The organism is Nostoc sp. FACHB-152, from assembly GCF_014697475.1.
Classification (GTDB): domain Bacteria; phylum Cyanobacteriota; class Cyanobacteriia; order Cyanobacteriales; family Nostocaceae; genus Nostoc_B.
Genome location: NZ_JACJRV010000007.1, coordinates 200,976 through 219,394, shown reverse-complemented (window position 1 = coordinate 219,394; position 18,419 = coordinate 200,976). Strand labels below are relative to the sequence as shown.

Annotated in this window: 21 protein-coding genes; 8 read left to right on the top strand and 13 right to left on the bottom strand. The window is 38.2% G+C overall.

Annotated elements, in window-relative coordinates; genetic code table 11:
• Positions 1-98: 98 nt before the first annotated feature.
• From H6G76_RS09435 to H6G76_RS09425, 3 genes are read right to left on the bottom strand one after another with little or no spacing between them, the layout of a single operon-like run.
• The gene (locus H6G76_RS09435; protein WP_190698841.1) at positions 99-830 is read right to left on the bottom strand and encodes an ABC transporter ATP-binding protein; all 732 of its coding nucleotides are present in this window, start codon (positions 828-830) and stop codon (positions 99-101) included.
• Complete coding sequence (locus tag H6G76_RS09430) at positions 830-1,867, bottom strand: ABC transporter substrate-binding protein (protein WP_313934758.1); 1,038 nt, start codon at positions 1,865-1,867, stop codon at positions 830-832. The genes H6G76_RS09435 and H6G76_RS09430 overlap by 1 nt, the downstream gene beginning before the upstream one ends.
• Positions 1,868-1,926: 59 nt before the next feature.
• The gene (locus H6G76_RS09425) at positions 1,927-2,397 is read right to left on the bottom strand and encodes a tetratricopeptide repeat protein (protein WP_190698836.1); all 471 of its coding nucleotides are present in this window, start codon (positions 2,395-2,397) and stop codon (positions 1,927-1,929) included.
• 285 nt (positions 2,398-2,682) lie between these two features.
• On the opposite strand from H6G76_RS09425, the gene H6G76_RS09420 reads away from it, so the two are divergent.
• The 4 genes from H6G76_RS09420 to H6G76_RS09405 all read left to right on the top strand — a co-directional run bounded on the left by H6G76_RS09420 (position 2,683) and on the right by H6G76_RS09405 (position 7,282).
• A complete protein-coding gene (locus tag H6G76_RS09420; RefSeq protein WP_190698833.1) occupies positions 2,683-3,939 on the top strand; it encodes a GTP cyclohydrolase II in 1,257 nt (418 codons plus the stop codon).
• Positions 3,940-3,999: 60 nt separating this feature from the next.
• Positions 4,000-5,235: a URC4/urg3 family protein gene (locus tag H6G76_RS09415; protein ID WP_190698830.1), complete on the top strand. Its 1,236-nt coding sequence runs from the start codon at positions 4,000-4,002 to the stop codon at positions 5,233-5,235.
• Between the two features lie 83 nt (positions 5,236-5,318).
• A complete protein-coding gene (gene upp / locus H6G76_RS09410) occupies positions 5,319-5,954 on the top strand; it encodes a uracil phosphoribosyltransferase (RefSeq protein WP_190698828.1) in 636 nt (211 codons plus the stop codon).
• 923 nt (positions 5,955-6,877) lie between these two features.
• Entirely contained in the window at positions 6,878-7,282 is a 405-nt protein-coding gene (locus tag H6G76_RS09405) for a DUF2294 domain-containing protein (RefSeq protein ID WP_190698825.1), read from the top strand.
• Here the strand turns inward: H6G76_RS09405 and H6G76_RS09400 are convergent.
• The 3 genes from H6G76_RS09400 to H6G76_RS09390 form a co-directional block, all read right to left on the bottom strand.
• The gene (locus H6G76_RS09400) at positions 7,245-7,646 is read right to left on the bottom strand and encodes a PleD family two-component system response regulator (protein ID WP_190698822.1); all 402 of its coding nucleotides are present in this window, start codon (positions 7,644-7,646) and stop codon (positions 7,245-7,247) included. The genes H6G76_RS09405 and H6G76_RS09400 overlap by 38 nt on opposite strands.
• A 330-nt stretch (positions 7,647-7,976) precedes the next feature.
• Positions 7,977-8,909 carry an ABC transporter permease gene (locus tag H6G76_RS09395; protein ID WP_190698819.1) on the bottom strand — a complete coding sequence of 311 codons (933 nt, stop codon included), beginning with the start codon at positions 8,907-8,909 and terminating at the stop codon, positions 7,977-7,979.
• 72 nt (positions 8,910-8,981) lie between these two features.
• Positions 8,982-10,022: an ABC transporter permease gene (locus tag H6G76_RS09390; protein WP_190698815.1), complete on the bottom strand. Its 1,041-nt coding sequence runs from the start codon at positions 10,020-10,022 to the stop codon at positions 8,982-8,984.
• Between the two features lie 6 nt (positions 10,023-10,028).
• Here H6G76_RS09390 and H6G76_RS09385 point away from each other — a divergent pair, with 6 nt between their 5' ends.
• On the top strand, positions 10,029-10,604 hold the full coding sequence (locus H6G76_RS09385; protein ID WP_190698813.1) for a Uma2 family endonuclease: 576 nt from the start codon (positions 10,029-10,031) through the stop codon (positions 10,602-10,604).
• Between the two features lie 10 nt (positions 10,605-10,614).
• On the opposite strand, the gene H6G76_RS09380 is transcribed toward H6G76_RS09385, so the two are convergent.
• The 6 genes from H6G76_RS09380 to H6G76_RS09355 form a co-directional block, all read right to left on the bottom strand.
• Positions 10,615-11,286: a DUF1877 family protein gene (locus H6G76_RS09380; protein ID WP_190698811.1), complete on the bottom strand. Its 672-nt coding sequence runs from the start codon at positions 11,284-11,286 to the stop codon at positions 10,615-10,617.
• Positions 11,264-12,310, bottom strand: coding sequence for an endonuclease NucS domain-containing protein (locus H6G76_RS09375; RefSeq protein ID WP_190698808.1), 1,047 nt, complete (start codon positions 12,308-12,310; stop codon positions 11,264-11,266). The genes H6G76_RS09380 and H6G76_RS09375 overlap by 23 nt, the downstream gene beginning before the upstream one ends.
• A gap of 190 nt (positions 12,311-12,500) precedes the next feature.
• Positions 12,501-12,785, bottom strand: coding sequence for a type II toxin-antitoxin system mRNA interferase toxin, RelE/StbE family (locus H6G76_RS09370; protein WP_190698805.1), 285 nt, complete (start codon positions 12,783-12,785; stop codon positions 12,501-12,503).
• Positions 12,782-13,003, bottom strand: a complete 222-nt coding sequence (locus H6G76_RS09365; RefSeq protein WP_190698803.1) for a hypothetical protein — start codon at positions 13,001-13,003, stop codon at positions 12,782-12,784. The genes H6G76_RS09370 and H6G76_RS09365 overlap by 4 nt, the downstream gene beginning before the upstream one ends.
• A 37-nt stretch (positions 13,004-13,040) precedes the next feature.
• A complete protein-coding gene (locus tag H6G76_RS09360; protein WP_190698800.1) occupies positions 13,041-14,507 on the bottom strand; it encodes an ABC transporter ATP-binding protein in 1,467 nt (488 codons plus the stop codon).
• A 57-nt stretch (positions 14,508-14,564) separates the two neighbouring features.
• Positions 14,565-15,620, bottom strand: a complete 1,056-nt coding sequence (locus H6G76_RS09355; RefSeq protein WP_190698797.1) for a BMP family protein — start codon at positions 15,618-15,620, stop codon at positions 14,565-14,567.
• A gap of 138 nt (positions 15,621-15,758) precedes the next feature.
• On the opposite strand from H6G76_RS09355, the gene H6G76_RS09350 reads away from it, so the two are divergent.
• The 3 genes from H6G76_RS09350 to H6G76_RS09340 all read left to right on the top strand — a co-directional run bounded on the left by H6G76_RS09350 (position 15,759) and on the right by H6G76_RS09340 (position 17,391).
• Complete coding sequence (locus H6G76_RS09350) at positions 15,759-16,199, top strand: DoxX family protein (RefSeq protein ID WP_190698795.1); 441 nt, start codon at positions 15,759-15,761, stop codon at positions 16,197-16,199.
• Between the two features lie 179 nt (positions 16,200-16,378).
• Complete coding sequence (locus H6G76_RS09345; protein WP_190698792.1) at positions 16,379-16,846, top strand: hypothetical protein; 468 nt, start codon at positions 16,379-16,381, stop codon at positions 16,844-16,846.
• Between the two features lie 50 nt (positions 16,847-16,896).
• A complete protein-coding gene (locus H6G76_RS09340) occupies positions 16,897-17,391 on the top strand; it encodes an ureidoglycolate lyase (RefSeq protein WP_190698789.1) in 495 nt (164 codons plus the stop codon).
• Positions 17,392-17,405: 14 nt separating this feature from the next.
• Here the strand turns inward: H6G76_RS09340 and H6G76_RS09335 are convergent, their stop codons facing one another.
• On the bottom strand, positions 17,406-18,332 hold the full coding sequence (locus H6G76_RS09335; RefSeq protein WP_190698786.1) for a polysaccharide deacetylase family protein: 927 nt from the start codon (positions 18,330-18,332) through the stop codon (positions 17,406-17,408).
• Between the last annotated feature and the right edge of the window lie 87 nt (positions 18,333-18,419).

The window sequence follows — 18,419 nt, the reverse complement described above, 5'->3', positions numbered from 1 at the left end:
AAATCCTTATTTTAGCGTATAGACTAGGTAATTCGCGATGCTTGCATTTGCGCCTTATAAGCTAGTCACAAACAAGGTTTGATAGTTTTCGGAGATGTCTAATGCGAAATCTTCCGGCAATATTCGTTATATAGTGGCGATGTCCGAAATTCTTCATCACGGGGGTATGGGGCATCAATTTCGATATCTGCCACAATTCGCCCAGGATTTATCCCCATAACTAAGACTCGATTAGATAAATATACTGCTTCGTAAATATTGTGAGTTACAAATACCACTGTCCAGTGGTATGTTTGCCATAAATCTAATAAATCACTGTTGAGTTTGCTACGCGTAATTTCATCTAATGCCCCGAAGGGTTCATCCATTAACAAAATGTTGGGCTGAGTTACTAAAGCCCTGGCAATAGACACGCGCATTTTCATCCCACCAGATAATTGCCGAGGATAGCTATCGGCAAAATCTGTCAATCTTACTAATACTAATACCTGTTTTAATAAGGGTTGAGCATCTTGTTTGGATATACCTGCTAATTTTAGCGGTAGGTGGATGTTTTCTCTCACGGTTGCCCACGGCATAAGGGCGGCATCTTGAAAGACAAAGGCTAATTTTCGGACTGCTTGAGGTATGCCCCAGTAAATGTTACCGGAACTGACTTTACCCAATCCGGCTATCAGCCGCAGTACCGTACTCTTACCGCATCCAGAAGCACCTACCAAGCTGACAAATTGCGATTCGGGAATTTCTAGGTTTAGGTCTTGTAGGGCCACAGTGCCATTAGCGTAGACTTTGCTAATTTGACTCAGTGTAATTGCTGGTAAATTACTCATTAAGATTTTTTGTAGTAATCTACTCCTTTATTGACAAATTGTAAGGTAAATGCATTCTTATAGTTCACATTGGGCTGGTAAACCCCAGCATTGACCATGCTATCGTAGAGTGCTTTCCAGCGTTCTTCACTCATTGCGCCAATACCTTGTTGTTCAGCAGTACCAGAAGTAATAATCCCACATTCTTTGAGTTTTTGGATGCCGTAAGTTAGTTGGTCATCGGTCATTTCGGGGTTATCTTTTTTGATTAGTTGATTCCCTGGTTGGGGATTTTCCAGGTAGCTGTACCACCCTTTAATTGAGGCATCAACAAATCGCTGCACTAAATCTGGATTTTTTTCTACTAGTTCTTTTTTGGTTTCAATAGTTGTGGCGTAGGTAGAATAACCATAATCTGCTAGCAAAAAAACTGTTGGTTTAATTCCGCCTTGTTTTTCAATGGCATAGGGTTCTGATGTGATGTAGCCTTGCTGGGTTGAAGTTTTATCGGCTAAGAAGGGGGCGGGATTAAAGTTGTAGGGGCGTTTTTGGTCGTCGCTGAAACCATACTTAAGTTTGAGAAAAGGCCAATATGTGACATTAGCAGCCGCAGAGACATAAATTGGTTTGCCTTTGAGGTCTGCGAGAGTTTTTGCTGTGTTGGGATGGGAGATCAGACATTGCGGGTCTTTTTGGAAGATGGCCGCTACGGTAATTTTGGGGATTCCTTGGGCAATGGCGTTAATCGCATCGATGCCATACCCCATAAAGAAATCAACTGCACCCCCGACTAACAACTGAGTGCCGCTTGGTATTTGCGGGCCGCCCATTTTAATGGTGACATCTAGACCGTGCTGTTGATAAATACCAGTGGCGATCGCTTGATAAAATCCGCCGTGTTCTGCTTGTGCATACCAGTTTGTCCCAAAGCTGACTTTATCTAACTGTGAACTAGAATTTGCTGGTTGGTTGCTGTTGGTGCAAGCAGCTAGCAGGCTACTACCCATACAGATAGAACCATACTGAATAAACTGGCGGCGATGAAAGCGATGAATCACTGTTGTTGAGGGTAGTAACGGATCACAAAACAAAAAAATGTAGACTTCAGACAGGTGTTTTAACTCAGTCTGAGTGTACATTCTAAAATTAATTTTTGATTGACTAAAGAATAGGGTTGAATCGCTAAAGCACGTTTAAAAACTTTGATCGCATCAACATACTGTCCAATGGCGGCATAACATAAGCCCATACCATGCAATGCGCCAAAATGCACTGGGTTAATTTGGATAACCATCTGACAGTCTGCCAAAGATTCTTGATATTTACCAATGCTGTAGTAGAGGAAAGCACGGCGATTCCATGCCTCAGCAAAATCAGGTTGTTCTTGAATCAGTTCGGTTAACACTGATTCAGCTTCAGTGATTTTACCAGCATCTAGTAATTTTTGACTTTGGTCTATTTTTTCCAAGCCCTGAATTCCCTTCTGTTGAAACCATATGCGCCATAGTTTCTTAGTTGCTTGTTCCCGAACTAAAGCATTGGGGTTTTTCAAGTCTTCAAGTAAGGAATTGATAGATAAAGAATCCATGAATTTGAGATTAGTGTTTATACCTTATTAATAACTTTCGCACAAAATTATCTTCACGGTGACAGTTAACCTCATCTTTAAATTTATTCCACATTAGTATGAAATATCAGCAATATTTGTGCTATGAATTGTATTAAGCAATACTATTATTACGAAAGTTTACATAATAGAGTTGTAATTAATTAGTCATTAAGAAACTAGATTTAAAAAAATAAAACTTACTGCTGATAGTTGACAAATACTTAGTGGCTAAAAATTCATAAAAACATTACAAAAACTATGACTATGCCAAAGCCAAATAGTGTGTCCCGGCATATTGTTCTCACATCACATCCAAGTAATTTTGGCCCCAAGCCAATTCCAATTCATTGGGGAGTAATTGACCCAATGGCACGCGGGCCAGTGATTGCAACGCTGACTAATCAAGCACATCGTAATGTAATTGGAACTCATTCGGGTGGTTATGCAATTTACCGGGCTTTAGCGGTGGCGAGTGGTGCTTTACAAACAGATCACCGTGCTGATTTAACGAATACTTCCCCTATTGAACATATTGGCCCCCATGAAAGTTGGGGTGATCTTAATAAGATTGTCTCACTTGATCCGTTTGGCGCGATCGCACCAGAAGTTTTCTCTTCTTATTTGGAAAAGGGATACGATATTCGCCCCACAATTGCTATCACAAAGGCGCATATTAATATGCCAGAACTGCAAGATGCTGTAGCAAAAGGACGCTTGCAGGTAGATGGAAAAATTATGAAACCTGGTGGTGATTTAGTTGTTACTAAAGCAGCAATAGAACCAGTGTGGTATTTACCAGGTGTGGCGAAACGTTTTGATATTACCGAAGGAGATTTACGCAGGGCGTTGTTTGAACAAACTGGGGGAATGTTCCCGGAATTGGTAACTCGTTCTGATTTGGAAGTATTTTTACCGCCAATTGGGGGTTTAACTGTATATATTGTTGGGGATCTAGCAGCAATTACTGACCCTAATAAACCTGTGGCTGTGCGCGTACATGATGAGTGTAACGGTTCTGATGTCTTTGGTTCGGATATTTGTACCTGTCGCCCTTATTTAGTTCACGGGATTGAGGTATGTGTCCAAACTGCCCAAGAGGGCGGTGTCGGGATTATTGTCTACTGCCGTAAAGAAGGCCGGGCTTTGGGAGAAGTGACGAAATTCTTAGTATACAATGCCCGTAAGCGTCAGGAAGGAGGCGATCGCGCTGATGCTTATTTTGCCCGGACGGAATGTGTAGCAGGTGTCCAAGATATGCGCTTCCAAGAATTAATGCCAGATGTTTTACATTGGCTAGGCATTACGCGGATTGACCGCATGGTGTCTATGAGTAATATGAAATTCAACGCAATTACCAACTCAGGCATTGAAATTGTGGAACGCATTCCGATACCTGAAGATTTGATTCCTCAAGATGCGCGGGTAGAAATTGAAGCGAAGAAAGCTGCTGGTTATTATACTACAGGCGAGGTGTTAGATACAGATGGTTTGGCGGATGTGAAAGGACGTTCTTTGGAATAAAGCAAGGGGAGTGGGGAGTAGAGTTAATTTTCACTACTCCCTATGTTTTGGAGGTAAAGGGTGGAAAAACTAACCACAGAGGCGCAGAGTTCACAGAGAGTAATTGAGTATCTTCGTTCTCCAAGGGCGATAAAGGAACGTTGTGGGCAAATTTTTGCGCTGGTGAATGAGGGGAAGTCGCGTCACTTTGTTTGTGATTTGTCGCAGTTGGGGCGGGTGGCAGATTATGTAATTGAGGTAATACGCGCTGAGTATCCAGATTTAGATATTCCGTTTCATAGTCGTTGGCGGCATTTTGAGGCGCAAGGTGTACCGCGTTTGGCAAAGTTGGCTAATTTGTTAGCGGGACTAACGCCTTTACAACAAGCAATTGCTAAGTTTGATTTAGCAATTGTTAGTGTGTTGTTAGATGCGGGGGCGGGGGATAGTTGGCGTTATCATGAACCGGAAACGGGCTTGAGTTTGGGGCGTTCTGAGGGGTTAGCCATTGCTAGTTTCCAGATGTTTTGTCAAGGGGCGTTTTCTGTGTCAGGTTTGCCGCAAGTGGATGCGGTGAAATTGCAAGGGTTCACCGAGGCAGAATTAGCAGATGGTTTTCAGGTAACTGCGGAAAATCCATTAGTGGGAATTAGCGGGCGATCGCAATTATTACAGAAATTAGGTCAAGTGCTGGCTGCTTTCCCGCATTTATTTGGCGAAGAAAACCCACGCCCAGGAAATTTAGTTAATTATCTTGTTGGTAAATCGCAAAATGGGCAGTTAGCAGCAACAACCGTTTTAAGTGCTGTTTTAGAAGGGCTAAGTGATATTTGGCCGGGAAGATTAATAATTGCTGGGGTTAATCTTGGTGATGTATGGCAACATTCAGCCGTAAGCGAGGATGGGTTAGTACCTTTTCACAAACTTTCCCAATGGTTGACATACTCTTTATTAGAACCATTACAAGAACTAGGTTTAATATTTACTGAGTTAGATGCCCTAACTGGATTACCAGAATATCGTAATGGTGGGTTATGTCTTGATTTGGGTTTAATTAAGCTGAAAGACCCAGAAATTTTGCACTCATCCCATTCAGTAGAATCAGAGTTAATAGTTGAATGGCGTGCGTTAACTGTGATTTTATTAGATGAAATTGCTGCAACAGTCCGCGAAAAATTAGGTATGAGTGTGGAAGAATTACCTTTAGTGAAAATACTCCAAGGCGGAACCTGGACAGCAGGGCGCAAAATTGCCGCCGAACTGAGAAAAGGTGGTCAACCCCCTATTCAAATTGACAGTGATGGCACAGTATTTTAATTGTTATTGGTCATTCGTCCTTCGTCATTTGTGAATAAAGTGACCAATGACCAATGACTAATAACTAATGACTAATAACTAAAATGCAAAATCAAGTAACAGTTATTGAGCATCCATTAATTCAACATAAACTTACGTTGATGCGGAAAGTTGAAACTAGCACGACGAAATTTCGTAATCTCCTCAAAGAAATTAGTCTGTTGTTAGGTTATGAAGTAACGCGAAATTTACCTCTTAAATATGAAGAAATTCAAACACCACTAGCCCCAATGAATGCACCAGTGCTTGCACCTGATAAAAAGCTGGTGTTAGTTTCTATCATGCGGGCAGGGCAGGGAATTTTAGATGGAATGTTAGAATTAATGCCATCAGCACGGGTAGGCCATATTGGTTTATACCGTGACCCAAAAACATTAGTTCCAGTTGAATATTATTTCAAGGTTCCCCACGATGTTGAGCAACGGGACATGATTATTGTTGACCCGATGTTAGCAACCGGAAATTCTGCTGTTGCTGCTGTGGAAAGATTAAAATCTACTAACCCTTTATCAATGAAGTTTGTTTGCTTACTAGCCGCCCCAGAAGGGCTTAAACATTTCTGTGAGGTTCATCCAGATGTGCAGATTTATACGGCTGCTATTGATGAGTATTTAGATGAACACGGTTACATTATCCCAGGCTTGGGTGATGCTGGCGATCGCTTGTTTGGTACAAAATAAATATGTAGCCTGATAAATATAGAATTCCTGAGGGAAGTAAAAACCAGAAAGTTGATTACTTACTTCCCTTTTTACGCTGCATTAAAAATTATTTCTACAATAAATCTATCTTTGGGATGAGAGCAATGCTCAGTTGCTAGCGTATAGCTTAGTTTTAACGTCAGCAAAAATCTAGTTTTCGAGTTTTCGCATAGATAATTTTAATATACTGATTGAGTCCTTGAGTAAGCTTTTGTGCTTACAAGTTGCACAATTGGAATTTTAGGGAAAAACTTCAAACCTGCTCCCCTGCCACGCCAGTCGCTTCAAGTCGGGAAACCCGCCCAACGCGCTGGCTCCCCTTGCGGTCTCAACAAGCAAATTAAGTGATTATTAGCTTAGGACAGCTATTTTTTAACTTACCTTGCTTGTTATAAATAAAAATATTTTAGATAATATGTCCATCCTATTTGATTTACAAACTGTGTGTGAAGAGAGGCAATAGGCAATAGATTTTATTTACATCTTCTACACTGATTGTTATAAATTTTTTGGAGTGTAATTAGATGAAAATATTGGCTTTAAAGATGATAATTACAACCCCTAAAATATTTTGATAATTGATAATTAGCACAATTTATACTCAGATATTTTGAGGTAATTTTCTTAGGAAAAAATTAAATTTTTCATTGCATTTTACAGGTTGATTAAAACTTAGATAGCTTTTTAGACTCTGATTAGCTTAACCTTGTTTATACATTGAGAGTTTTTGTATGTTTAAGCTAATATAGTTAGGAGGATAATTCATATAAAAGCATTAATCTTCTTTTTTTTAGATAATTACAAATTAAATAAGACTCATGTAAAATTAACTTTGAGAAATGGTTTAATAACCTAAAATTGTTTAATATAATATACAATTCTTAAAGCGTAGATACCGATTCATGTCACACCCAACCATTGGACAACTTGAAAGAGAAATTGCACAGAGGATCAGTGCCTTATATTATGAACAACTAGGGCAAAGACCTAGCCCAGTACTTTGTCATTTTTTTGATACAGAATTGGTTATTTCTTTAGAGAACTCTGTTACTTTGGTAGAGCGTACACTAATATCTGGAGGACATGAAAGTTTAGCAGAACAGGTACGCTTATTTTTGGATAAAATCATTAAAACACAACTCCAAAGTTTACTTGAGGAAGTGATTGGTAAACCAGTTCTTGATTTAATGACGAAGACAAACTTAGCCACAGGAAGAACTGGAATTATTGTCGTTTTAAAACAGTTACCAGAAGTGCGTAACCCAGAATCTATCCCGAAAGCAAACTTGAAAAACTTAACTGATTAAGATGATGAGAAAGAACAGCTTCTAATTTGCTAAAATCATAGGGCTTAGTAATATAGTCGTCAGTTCCATTTAAAAAAAGTCGTTGTGATTCTTGTACCGAATACCAAGGTAGCATTGCAATAATCGGAATCTTGGCTGTTTTTGGCTCTCGCTTCAAGTAATCAATAACTTGTCCGCTACTGATATCTGAAATCATCATATCTAACATGATTAAATTAGGTTGATGCGTTTGTGCTAATATCAAGGCTTTGATTCCTTGTTTGGCACAAATGCAAGAGAAGTTTAATGATTTAAGATGAAAATTCAGTAGTTGTAAAGTATGAAGATTTTGTTCTACAACCAAAATTAGTGGCTGTCCATTCATACGCAGCACATTACCTTTAAATAAGAATACATACCCAATTTCTGTTTGTCAGCCGAAGAAAGACCCCGCTTTTAACGAGGTCATGTTCTCTGGTAAATATTTTGATGGTTGTACGAGGTTTCCTTCATACGGCGGTGTGCGGCTTGAGTGGGATTAGCTCGTAATCTGAACTCACTAGGTTGATGGTCTATGCTGAAGTTGAGGGTAGACTATAACAAGCTAGTGGCAATATCTAGCAAACATCATCACTAAAAAGTGTACATTTCGTCAGGCGTTAACTGCAACTAAAATAGCTATCAATTTTTACTATCTTTATAATCGTACTTAGTTTCAATCAGAATTTTCTGGATTGAATGGAACACCCAAGGCCTTTGGAGGAGTGGCTTTACCTGCTAATCCCACCAATGCAAATAGAGCGATCGCATAAGGTAACATAACAAGAAACTGGTAAGGAATATTCGCACCCAAAGCCTGAATACGTAACTGTAAAGCTTCTGTAGCCCCAAATAACAAACAAGCTAAAGCACTACCTATAGGATGCCATCTACCAAAAATTAAAGCAGCGATCGCAATAAATCCTCTACCTGCACTCATCCCTTCGCTAAAAAATCGAATTTCTACCAAAGTTAGGTACGCACCACCCAAACTCGCCAGACAGCCACTCAGCACTACAGCACAGTAGCGCACCATTGATACTGATATCCCAGACGTGACCGCCGCCTGCGGATATTCACCTACCGCCCGTAAGGTTAAACCAAAGCTAGTGTGAAATAAAATGTATACACTAACAGCAATTAAACTTAGCAGTAAATATACGAGTATATCTTGCTGAAACAACAGCATTCCTAAAACAGGAATGTTAGCTAAACCGGGAATAATTAACGGTGCAATTCCTGGTAATCTTTGAGTGTTAGCACCACTAAACGCCAACCGCGCTAAAAATGACGTTAACCCAGCAGCTACAAGATTAATTGCTAACCCTGATACTAGTTGGTCAACCCGCAAACTTACAGATAGTACAGCGTGAAGTAAACCTACTAAACCCCCTGCTACCACAGCCGCAAAGACACCAACCCAAACATTCCCGGTGTAGAAGGTAGCTACTGCACTGCTAAAAGTACCAGTTAGTAACATTCCTTCTAAGGCGATATTTAACACTCCCGACCGTTCAGAATATAATCCGCCTAGGGCAGCAAAAGCTAAGGGGACAGAGAGATGTAGACTGGCAACGAGATAATCAGAGAAGAAGTTGAGGTTATTCATAAGATTTTTGAACGCAGAGTATCGCTAAGGTAAACGCAGAGTAACGCAGAGAAATCTTTGCGAGACTTTGCGTTAAGCCTTAGCATTCCTTCGCGTTTCTACGGCGAGGCTGATGGCAATGAATAATACAGTTAAGCCTTGAATAGCATAAACTACGGTGACGGGGACACCTGCGCTACGTTGCATGACATTCGCACCACTACGCAAGGCGGCGAAAAATAAAGAAGTTAGCACTACACCGCCAATATTACCGCGACTTAAGAAAGCGATCGCAATGGCATCAAATCCATAACCAGGTGAAATCTGTTCAAATAAGCGATATTTCAACCCCATTACTTCAGTTGCGCCTGCTAACCCAGCTAAACCACCAGCTAAGGCCATGACAAACATAATGGTGCGTTCAACCGACATCCGAGCATAACGGGCAGCAATGGGGTTAAATCCGACGGCAGTGATTTGGTATCCTAGAGGCGATCGCACTAACAATATCCATAATATTGCTGCTGTAATTAACGCCAAGATAATTCCGGCATGGGCGAGACTCCCCGGTAGAATAATAGGTAATTGGGCAGACTTGGCAATTAATGGTGAGTAAGGACTAGGTGCGGTTGGTGCTTTTAAAGGATTTTGGACGAGGTAGCTAATCAAATTTATGGCAATGTAATTCAGTAGCAGGGTTGTGATAACTTCGTTGACTCCCCGCACAGCTTTGAGATAACCGGGTATCCAACCCCAAACCGCACCAAAGATAAATCCTGCTAACAAAGCCAAGGGAATGTGAATAATAGCAGGTAAGCCTTGCACATATAACCCTATTAACGTACTTCCCAACGCACCAAGATAAATTTGTCCTTCACCACCGATATTAAATTGACCAGCCTTTAATGCTACTAAGACACCTAAACTCGTAAATAATAACGGTGTCATTTTGGTGAGAGTGTTACCAAAGCCAAAGTAAGTTGAGAGTGATTCTTGAAATAAGGCTGTGTATGCGGTGATAGGGTTTGCGCCTGCAAAGATGATGAGGATAGCACCAACGATGAGGGCGGAGGCGATCGCTATTAGCGGTGATAGGATTGGTAGCAGGAATTGAATGCGATTTACTTTGGTCATAATGCAATGATTGCTACCCCTCAACCTCAAAAAATGAGTATCGAGCAATATCTCGAATGGGAACCTTTACAAGAATATCGTTATGAGTACGTGAATGGCGAAGTTTTTGCCATGACTGGTGGTACAATTCCCCACAATGATATTGCTTTAAATCTCTACCGAGCATTGTATCCTCATTTACGTTCTAGAGGTTGTCGCATCAATGTTGCAGATGTCAAAGTCCAGGTAAATATTAACAGTCCTTACTATTATCCTGATGTGGTAATAAGCTGCGATTCACGTGATTTAAATGCTCGTAAATTTATTCAATATCCTAAAATAATTGTAGAAGTTCTTTCTCCTGGTACAGAAGCGAAAGATAGAGGAGAAAAGTTTACTTTTTATCGTAATATGCCCAGTTTGCAAGAATATATTTTGGTTGAATCAGAAAAAATAGGTGTTGAATCTTATCGTCGGGGAGAAGAGAGAATGTGGCTGTATTCTCTTTATACAGTTGGTGATGATATCACTATAGAACGTGTTGATTTTAATTGTGGAATTGATTTGATTTATGAAGGCGTGAATTTTGATATTGAAGCATAAAATTAGCTATCTAACCAAAGTCGAGAAACATGGCGTTTCCCTTATCTGCCGCATCTTGATAATATCTTATAAGGGGGTTATATGTGTAGTTAAATAAATGATTATAGCTATCTTCCTTTAAACCTCGAAATTCTAGCCTTTGTCTGATATGCTCAAGGGAAAAATCTGATAAAGCGTTGGCTATTGTTTTGACTTCACCATCACTAAAATAATACAACGGATAATCACAGCCATCATATTCAATTCCATTACTGGGACTTACTGCTCTAATTAAAGGAAGATGATCTTCTGGATTTTTATTAACGACTGATTTAGGTAAATATAATGCTTTATCATAAAAGTCATACCCTGTAAGTAAAAAGTTAATTGGTAGCCAAGTTTTATCCAGATCTAAATATTTATTTTTACCTTCATTAATAACTAAAGGGATATCGTTCTGAATTTTTTCAAATTCTTTTGGTTTATCTTTTACTAATTTATCTAATCTCTCTTGTACATAATTAGTTGCCTCATTAAACCACTCAACATCATCAATGTCATTTGAATTTATTGTAAACTGTTGCCAAAACTCTGAATCTTCTAAGTATTTTGCTTCTAAAAATATTCCTACTAATTCAGGAGATTTTTTTATTTTATCCAATAAATATGGGGATACTTGTTTAAGTTCTAGTGTAGTTCCCATCTTGAGTTATGTTATGTAGTCCAGCAATAAATATGTCTAATTCATTCAAATCTTTGAAGAATCCTTCATGTCCACACCAATCAGGTGTAGCACCAGGATAATTTTCCCAAGCATATCGTGATAAAGGCAATAAATTTGTTATTTGCTCTTGATTTATCCCCAAGGATTTTGCAAATCTTGTTGTATATATACGGAATTTAAGACCTTTTTCAGCATTACTTTCTACAGGAATTAACGTAAATATAGTTTTGTTACCTTTTTTCAAACTTAATGAACTTCTTGTTGTTGAGACAACAGTAAAATATCTGCCTACTAAATTATTGTAAAGTTCAAAGTATATTCTTTCTAAACCATATCTCTGAGCAATTTCTTCAAGTTCTGTATAAGATAAATTTGGCTGTCTTTTAGAATTATTTTGTCGCTGAGTATTTTCTTCTACCTGATTTGGCTCAATTAAAAATACTCTTGCTAATAATTCTCTACCATCTTCACTACGGAAGTAGTTAAACGTTACAGCATTAATACTTACTCCATACGTTTCTGATAAATAATTAATAATTCTTTCAGAGCTAGTATCTATCTCAGATGCAACAATTAGTATATGATGATTTGTATTGATAACTTCCGGTAATTCTGTATTAAAATTTTTCTGAAAAGCTTTATCTAGCTCTAGGTCAAATTTATTATTCAGGTAATTATTAGCAATATTAGTAATATTTTCATTTGATAAATGTTGTACCCAAGAAGCATAATCTAAGGCTTGAGCGGTAACTTCTCTAGGAGTTTTGCCGCGTTTTAACTCGATAATGAAAATATCTCCTTTTTGATCTAGGCATAAAAGGTCTATAAATCCACCGTAATCTGTTTGAACTTCTTTTCCTATTACTAATAAGTTAGGTGAAATAATAGAAATATCTTGCTCTAACCAATCTTGTATGCGTTGCTCAAAGTCAAGCTTAGATTTTTTGATTTCACTAAGATTACCTGTGGTAGATACATCCCAAATTTTAATATCTTGTGACATAGTAGTTAACCCTGAACTAAATCAAGCCAAGTTAACACACTTTGCCGATTTACGTTTAATTTTTTATTTTTTGTTTGTCCCCCCAGCAATCAATAAACCAATCTCTTCCACTGTCGCCGTCTGTGGATCTAAAACAGCGACAAACTCACCTCTGTAGATTACAGCAATGCGATCGCCTTCCCTCTAGATCTCAATACACTTCATCATGAGTACCGATATCGATTAGCACGATCATATCCTCATCCTCATCGGTATTTGGCTGAAATGTATAGATAATACGGCAATCATACTCGACCCAACAAGCCCATAACCCCTCTAAATAACCTTTTAATTTATGTGATTTCAAACTTGGTGCAAATGGATCATTTACGAGTAATTCTAAAACTTCAAAAATTGTTTCTTCTAAACGATTATTTTTCCAAATAATTCTTTTAAAAGCACGCTTAAAGCTACTATCCCAAACAAGAATTCTCATTCTTCACTTAGCAAATCAGCCCGTAGCTCCTCAAGATTACCATGCTTGGCTGTACCTGTTTTAATTGCTTTCAGCGTTTGTGCGGCATTTGTGGCAATTTCTTTACGCCGTTGTTCAATGCGTCTTTTAGAAATTAGTTCCACTAGTAAATCTTGCTCCTCCGTTGAAAGAGCTTCTACATATTCAATTACTGTCTGAAAAGATACAGGGTTGCTCATCAACAGTGTAAATATCTTTGAAAAAGTCGATACTTTTTTATTTTAGATGATTTATTCCGCCAGCCATTAATAAACCAATCTCTTCGACTGTTGCTGTCTGTGCATCCAAAATAGCGACGAATTCACCTCTGTAGATTATGGCAATGCGATCGCTCATGGCCATAATTTCTTCTAACTCAGTAGAAATATACAAGATTGCGGCACAGCGATCGCGTTCTGCTAACAACTGCAAATGTACCGCCGCCGTCGCCCCCACATCTAACCCGCGTGTGGGTTGCATAGCAATAATTAAATTTGGTTCACCTGCAAGTTCTCGCGCTAAAACTACCTTTTGTTGATTTCCTCCTGATAGTTGGCTAACTTTGATATTTTCTCTTGTCGCGCGGATATCATAAGCTTGCATTGCAGCTTGGGCGTGATTTTTTATTTCTGCTGTTTGTAATAAATAATTACGACAAAATGGTAAGTTTTTAAAAGATTTTAAAATGAGATTTTGGGCAATACTCAATTGCAATATCAAACCCATCTTTTGCCTATCTTCGGGGATATAAGCAATAGTTTGATTGTTATCTAACTGGATTTTACCTTGTTTAATCTTACGTAAACCAGCGATCGCATCAGCTAATTCTCGCTGTCCATTACCATCTACCCCAGCAATTCCTAAAATTTCGCCTGCGTGTAGTTGAAAGGAAATATCACGTACAGCATTAATACCTCTGTCATCTGCAACTTGTAAATTTTGCACAGATAATATTACTTTTCCTGCTGAGGCTGGTGATTTATTGACATATAAATTAACTTCACTTCCCACCATTAATTCGGCTAATTGTTGAGGTGTTGCAGCTTGAGTATTGGTTGTTGCTATGACTTTTCCTCGCCGCAACACTGTTACTGTATCGCAAAGTTTAATTACTTCTTCTAACTTGTGACTAATAAATATAATTGTGTTACCAGCAGCAGCTAATTGCCGTAAAATAACAATTAATGATTCTACTTCCGGCGGTGTGAGGACTGCGGTAGGTTCGTCAAGAATTAAAAGTTTAGCTTGGCGGTAAAGAACTTTGAGAATTTCTACACGCTGTTGTGTGCCAACTGGTAAATCTTCTACTTTAGCTTTCGGGTTAACTTCTAAACCATAAGCTTGGGATAAAGCAGCGATTTCTTGTTGTTTTTGTCGTAAATTTAAACGCCAGCTATTTTCCAAACCCAAGATAATATTTTCGGTTACAGTCAACTTGGGTACAAGCATGAAATGTTGGTGAATCATGCCAATACCAAGTTTTGTTGCATAGTTAGGTGTAGAAATTTTAACTGGTTTATCTTGTATGTAAATTTGCCCGGCATCCGGTTGATATAAACCACTAATAATATTCATTAAGGTGGTTTTACCTGCACCGTTTTCACCTAATATTGCATGAATTTTACCTGAATCAACACTGAGGGTAATATTGTCGTTGGCAACAAATGAGCCAAAGCGTTTGGTAATGTTTTCTAAGTACAGCATTTATTTAAACGCAGAGTAGCGCAAAGGTAAGCGCGGAGTTACGCGGAGTTTTTATTGTTATGCTGAGGCTTTTTTGACGCAACGGGTATCTTTACCAGCTTCTTTACAATTTTCAAATGTAAGTTTTTTATCAATAATTTCTTGTTTTATTTTGAGAACATTATTTTTAACTTGTTCTGGTACTGCTGCTGCAAAGTTTCCTAAAGTTAATATATCGGGTCGTTCTAGACCAATTGAATATACTTGTCCTTGTAGCTGTTTTTGTTTTGATAATTCTGCTAGGTATGCTATGGCTAAGTCTAATCTTTTTACAGCACTTGTTAAAACTGCTTTTGGCGCAACATCCAATTGGTCTTTTGTGTTACCAAAAGCGTAAACACCTTTATCGCTGGCTGTTTGTAGAACTGCGGGTGAGGCACTATCTAACCACTGATAAATTACATCTGCACCGGAGGAAATTAAGGCAAGGGTGGCTTCTTTTGCTTTTGCAACATCATTCCAATCGCCAGTAAATGTAGAAACAATTTGAATATTTGGTTTAACTGATTTTGCCCCTAATTGAAATCCGCGCAATTCTTCTTGGGTAGCTTGAAATTCCTGTCCAGCAATATAAGCTAATTTATTAGATTTGGTCATAGCAGCACCAATAATCCCACACAGATAGCTACCTTGCAGGTGATCTATGCGTAAAGAAGCGATATTTTCGCCTTTAACATTACCATTAACACCCACAAAAAATGTATTGGGAAATTGTGTAGCAACTTGTTCTACTGCTGCGTCAAATTGTCCGCCGTGGGCAAAGACTAAATTGTAACTTTTACGGGCAAAGTCTGTTAATACTTCTGTTTGATCAGCTTGGGCGACTTGTTCGACATAGGCGACTTCTGCACCTAGTTTTTGTTTAGCTAAGTTTACGCCTTCATAGCCAGACTGGTTCCAGGCTTTATCGCTGATGACTCCAGGGAGGGCGATCGCTATTTTAAATCCTTCTGTGCCACTACTCGCTGTTGGTGTCTGCGTTTGGTTAGTACTACAAGCTTTTAGCAGCAGGCTGGTAGCAAAGGTTGCTGAACCATGTAAAAGAAATTGACGGCGATTAAAATTTAGTGTCATACACTAGCCTTGAGGTTAATAGTCCTTTTAGGTACTAAATTACTCTAAAACGCGATATTTCCTACTGTTGATTGAAGACAAATTCACATTAGATCAGCAAACTGAAGTATAAGCACAAGTCTAGAATGAGGAAAAACTATGAACAAGCGTAAGGAATTATTTAGGGTAATCCTGGCTGTATCTATCATCATAGTTGGCATTACACACTTTGCTGTACCTGAACCTTACGTCAAAATTATGCCGCCACAACTACCCTATCCATTAGGATTAGTTTATCTCAGTGGCTTTTACGAAATTTTAGGCGGTATCGGTTTATTAGTTCCGCCTGTAAGTCAAGCTGCGGCTTGGAGACTAATTTTGCTGTTTATTGCTGTGTTTCCTGCTAATATCAACATGGCAGTAAATCATATTAAGATTGAAACCATACCATATTCAGATTCACCTTGGTTTCAAGCAGTTAGATTGCCTTTTCAAGCCGTTTTCCTTGCTTGGGCTTGGTGGTATACAAAACCTTCAGATAAACAAATACAAGCTTCTATAATTCCTAAATTACTCATTCCTAAAGAATTAGATTGGTAATTTACTAATATATTAATTTTATAGATGCGTGTGTTATGATTTTGTCTATCTAATACTGATTTCGTAATTATTGAAATCAACAGCGATCGCTAAGTTTAAAAACACTTTTTATTTACTTAATGATGAGCGATTTATTTAAAAAGATAGCCAATTCTTAGCATTCTGTAGCGCATAGCAATATGATTAATCTTTTTACAATATCTTCATTATTGGTTGGTATCATTAATTTATTGCTAGTGCAGACAGTCACAGCTAAACCAGTGACAAAAAAGCAAGTTAATCAAGCAAATCCAATCAACTCAGCAGTAAAGATATACCCAGCAAACAATAACTTACCAGCAGCTCGCTTGATTACGATTGAAAGTGTGATTAAAAAGTCTAGCAAGATGCAAATAACAGAAGCAAAACTTACAACCTATGAGGAGTTTGCAGCCAAAACCGGATTGTATAAATCCTCAATTTCTAATAACCGAATGGTGTGGATAGTATCTGGTTTTGTCCCAGGTGAGTTGAGTACTGCGAGAGGTAGATTTATCTGCACTAGTAACGCCAAAGTTGTGGAAGTAACTGATGCAGAAACCGGCGATTCTTTTGGTAGGTCTATTCACTGTCCTAAAAACAACGAGATAAATAATATTCGTTTTTAAAAAGTGGTAAAAACTATAGATAAGAGTACAAAAATTATTCATTAGGTTTTATGAATACATCAAAAACAATACAACAATTACACGCCGAATTAATCACCCCAGAAAACTTTCAGCGTTATGGACAAGTAATTTTTGCTAGTACAGATGGTAAAGCTTTTGACGCAGAAGATGCCCAACTAAATCTACAAAATGGCACACCACGATTTTATATTATGCGTCTAAATAAGCGTGGGCGGAAGTTCCATAAAATCACTCGTCATATGGAATGTACTCAATGTTTAGGTTCTTTAGAAGGAAAAGATTGGTTAATTGCAGTTTGCCCACCATATAATGATTTAAATGAACCAGTATTAGAAGAAATTGCAGCTTTCCGCATTCCAGGCAATTGTTTTATTAAATTAAACGAGGGAACTTGGCACGCTGGGCCTTATTTTGACCATGAAGCTGTGGATTTTTATAATTTAGAACTTGCTGATACAAATGTGGTAGATCATTTCACTCATGATTTTCTCAAGAGTCATCAATTAGAGTTTGAAATGATTTAGCTACCTGTATAACATTACTGATGATGCAATTTCTGATTGGGATGTTCATCTTTGGTAACTATAGATGATTCTGCTGTCAGCACATCTTTGGCTTGGGTTTGCATTGTCAAAAGTTCAGGTATAGTGGCAAACTTATATCCTTTGTTCTTTAAATATGCAATAATTTGCGGCAATGCCTTAACAGTTTGAGAACGATTACCACCACCATCGTGCATCAATATAATTCCACCGGGTTTTGCACTTTTTTCGACATTTTTAATTAGTCTTGCCGCTTGTCCATGACGTTGCGAGTCTCCTGACTCATCTGACCACATCATGATCGCATACTTTTGACTTTTGGCATAATCAACTAAACCATTATGTAAAAAGCCGCCAGGTGGACGAAATAATGTGGTTTTTACTCCTGTAGTTTTATAGATGATATCTGCTGTACGGTTAATTTCACTAGCAGCTGTAGCTACATTCATGCGACGATACCAATGATGCCATGTGTGATTACCTAAGACATGACCATCATCTGCAATTTGTTTAGTAATTTGAGGATGGAAGCTAACCATTTGCCCAACCACAAAAAATGTAGCTTTGATATGATTTTTCTTTAAAATATCTAATATTTCTGTTGTATTTTTGGGGCCAGGCCCATCATCAAAAGTAAGAGCAATTACCTTATCTGTTATTGGTAATTTTGCTTGATAAATAGTTTGCCCTTGCAGTTCTTTTGGTATAGCCTCTTTGTTTTGATTGAAAGCAACATCTTGTGCATTTGCTAAAGCTGACCCGTTTAAATTATCTGGTAATTTATTACCCAACGATTGGGTAAATAGTGAAGAATTGTTAAGATAATTTTGGTGTAACAATCCTGTCAAACTTAGCCCACCGCCAGTAGCAACCAGTGTAATTGTTCCTACTGTTAAAAACTGAAATAATTTATGGCTGAACACATCAATACTCCTTAATTAATATTAATTAAGCACATCTCTATCTATAAACGTTTTAGTTTTAACTTATAAATTTGACGTGGTGATGAC

Excerpts from the sequence above, each read along its gene's own strand:
- H6G76_RS09435 (WP_190698841.1), bottom strand. The coding sequence starts at position 830 with ATGAGTAATTTACCAGCAATTACACTGAGTCAAATTAGCAAAGTCTAC.
- H6G76_RS09425 (WP_190698836.1), bottom strand. The coding sequence starts at position 2,397 with ATGGATTCTTTATCTATCAATTCCTTACTTGAAGACTTGAAAAACCCC.
- H6G76_RS09420 (WP_190698833.1), top strand. The coding sequence starts at position 2,683 with ATGCCAAAGCCAAATAGTGTGTCCCGGCATATTGTTCTCACATCACAT.
- upp (WP_190698828.1), top strand. The coding sequence starts at position 5,319 with ATGCAAAATCAAGTAACAGTTATTGAGCATCCATTAATTCAACATAAA.
- H6G76_RS09405 (WP_190698825.1), top strand. The coding sequence starts at position 6,878 with ATGTCACACCCAACCATTGGACAACTTGAAAGAGAAATTGCACAGAGG.
- H6G76_RS09400 (WP_190698822.1), bottom strand. The coding sequence starts at position 7,646 with ATGAATGGACAGCCACTAATTTTGGTTGTAGAACAAAATCTTCATACT.
- H6G76_RS09395 (WP_190698819.1), bottom strand. The coding sequence starts at position 8,909 with ATGAATAACCTCAACTTCTTCTCTGATTATCTCGTTGCCAGTCTACAT.
- H6G76_RS09390 (WP_190698815.1), bottom strand. The coding sequence starts at position 10,022 with ATGACCAAAGTAAATCGCATTCAATTCCTGCTACCAATCCTATCACCG.
- H6G76_RS09385 (WP_190698813.1), top strand. The coding sequence starts at position 10,029 with ATGATTGCTACCCCTCAACCTCAAAAAATGAGTATCGAGCAATATCTC.
- H6G76_RS09380 (WP_190698811.1), bottom strand. The coding sequence starts at position 11,286 with ATGGGAACTACACTAGAACTTAAACAAGTATCCCCATATTTATTGGAT.
- H6G76_RS09375 (WP_190698808.1), bottom strand. The coding sequence starts at position 12,310 with ATGTCACAAGATATTAAAATTTGGGATGTATCTACCACAGGTAATCTT.
- H6G76_RS09370 (WP_190698805.1), bottom strand. The coding sequence starts at position 12,785 with ATGAGAATTCTTGTTTGGGATAGTAGCTTTAAGCGTGCTTTTAAAAGA.
- H6G76_RS09365 (WP_190698803.1), bottom strand. The coding sequence starts at position 13,003 with ATGAGCAACCCTGTATCTTTTCAGACAGTAATTGAATATGTAGAAGCT.
- H6G76_RS09360 (WP_190698800.1), bottom strand. The coding sequence starts at position 14,507 with ATGCTGTACTTAGAAAACATTACCAAACGCTTTGGCTCATTTGTTGCC.
- H6G76_RS09355 (WP_190698797.1), bottom strand. The coding sequence starts at position 15,620 with ATGACACTAAATTTTAATCGCCGTCAATTTCTTTTACATGGTTCAGCA.
- H6G76_RS09350 (WP_190698795.1), top strand. The coding sequence starts at position 15,759 with ATGAACAAGCGTAAGGAATTATTTAGGGTAATCCTGGCTGTATCTATC.
- H6G76_RS09345 (WP_190698792.1), top strand. The coding sequence starts at position 16,379 with ATGATTAATCTTTTTACAATATCTTCATTATTGGTTGGTATCATTAAT.
- H6G76_RS09340 (WP_190698789.1), top strand. The coding sequence starts at position 16,897 with ATGAATACATCAAAAACAATACAACAATTACACGCCGAATTAATCACC.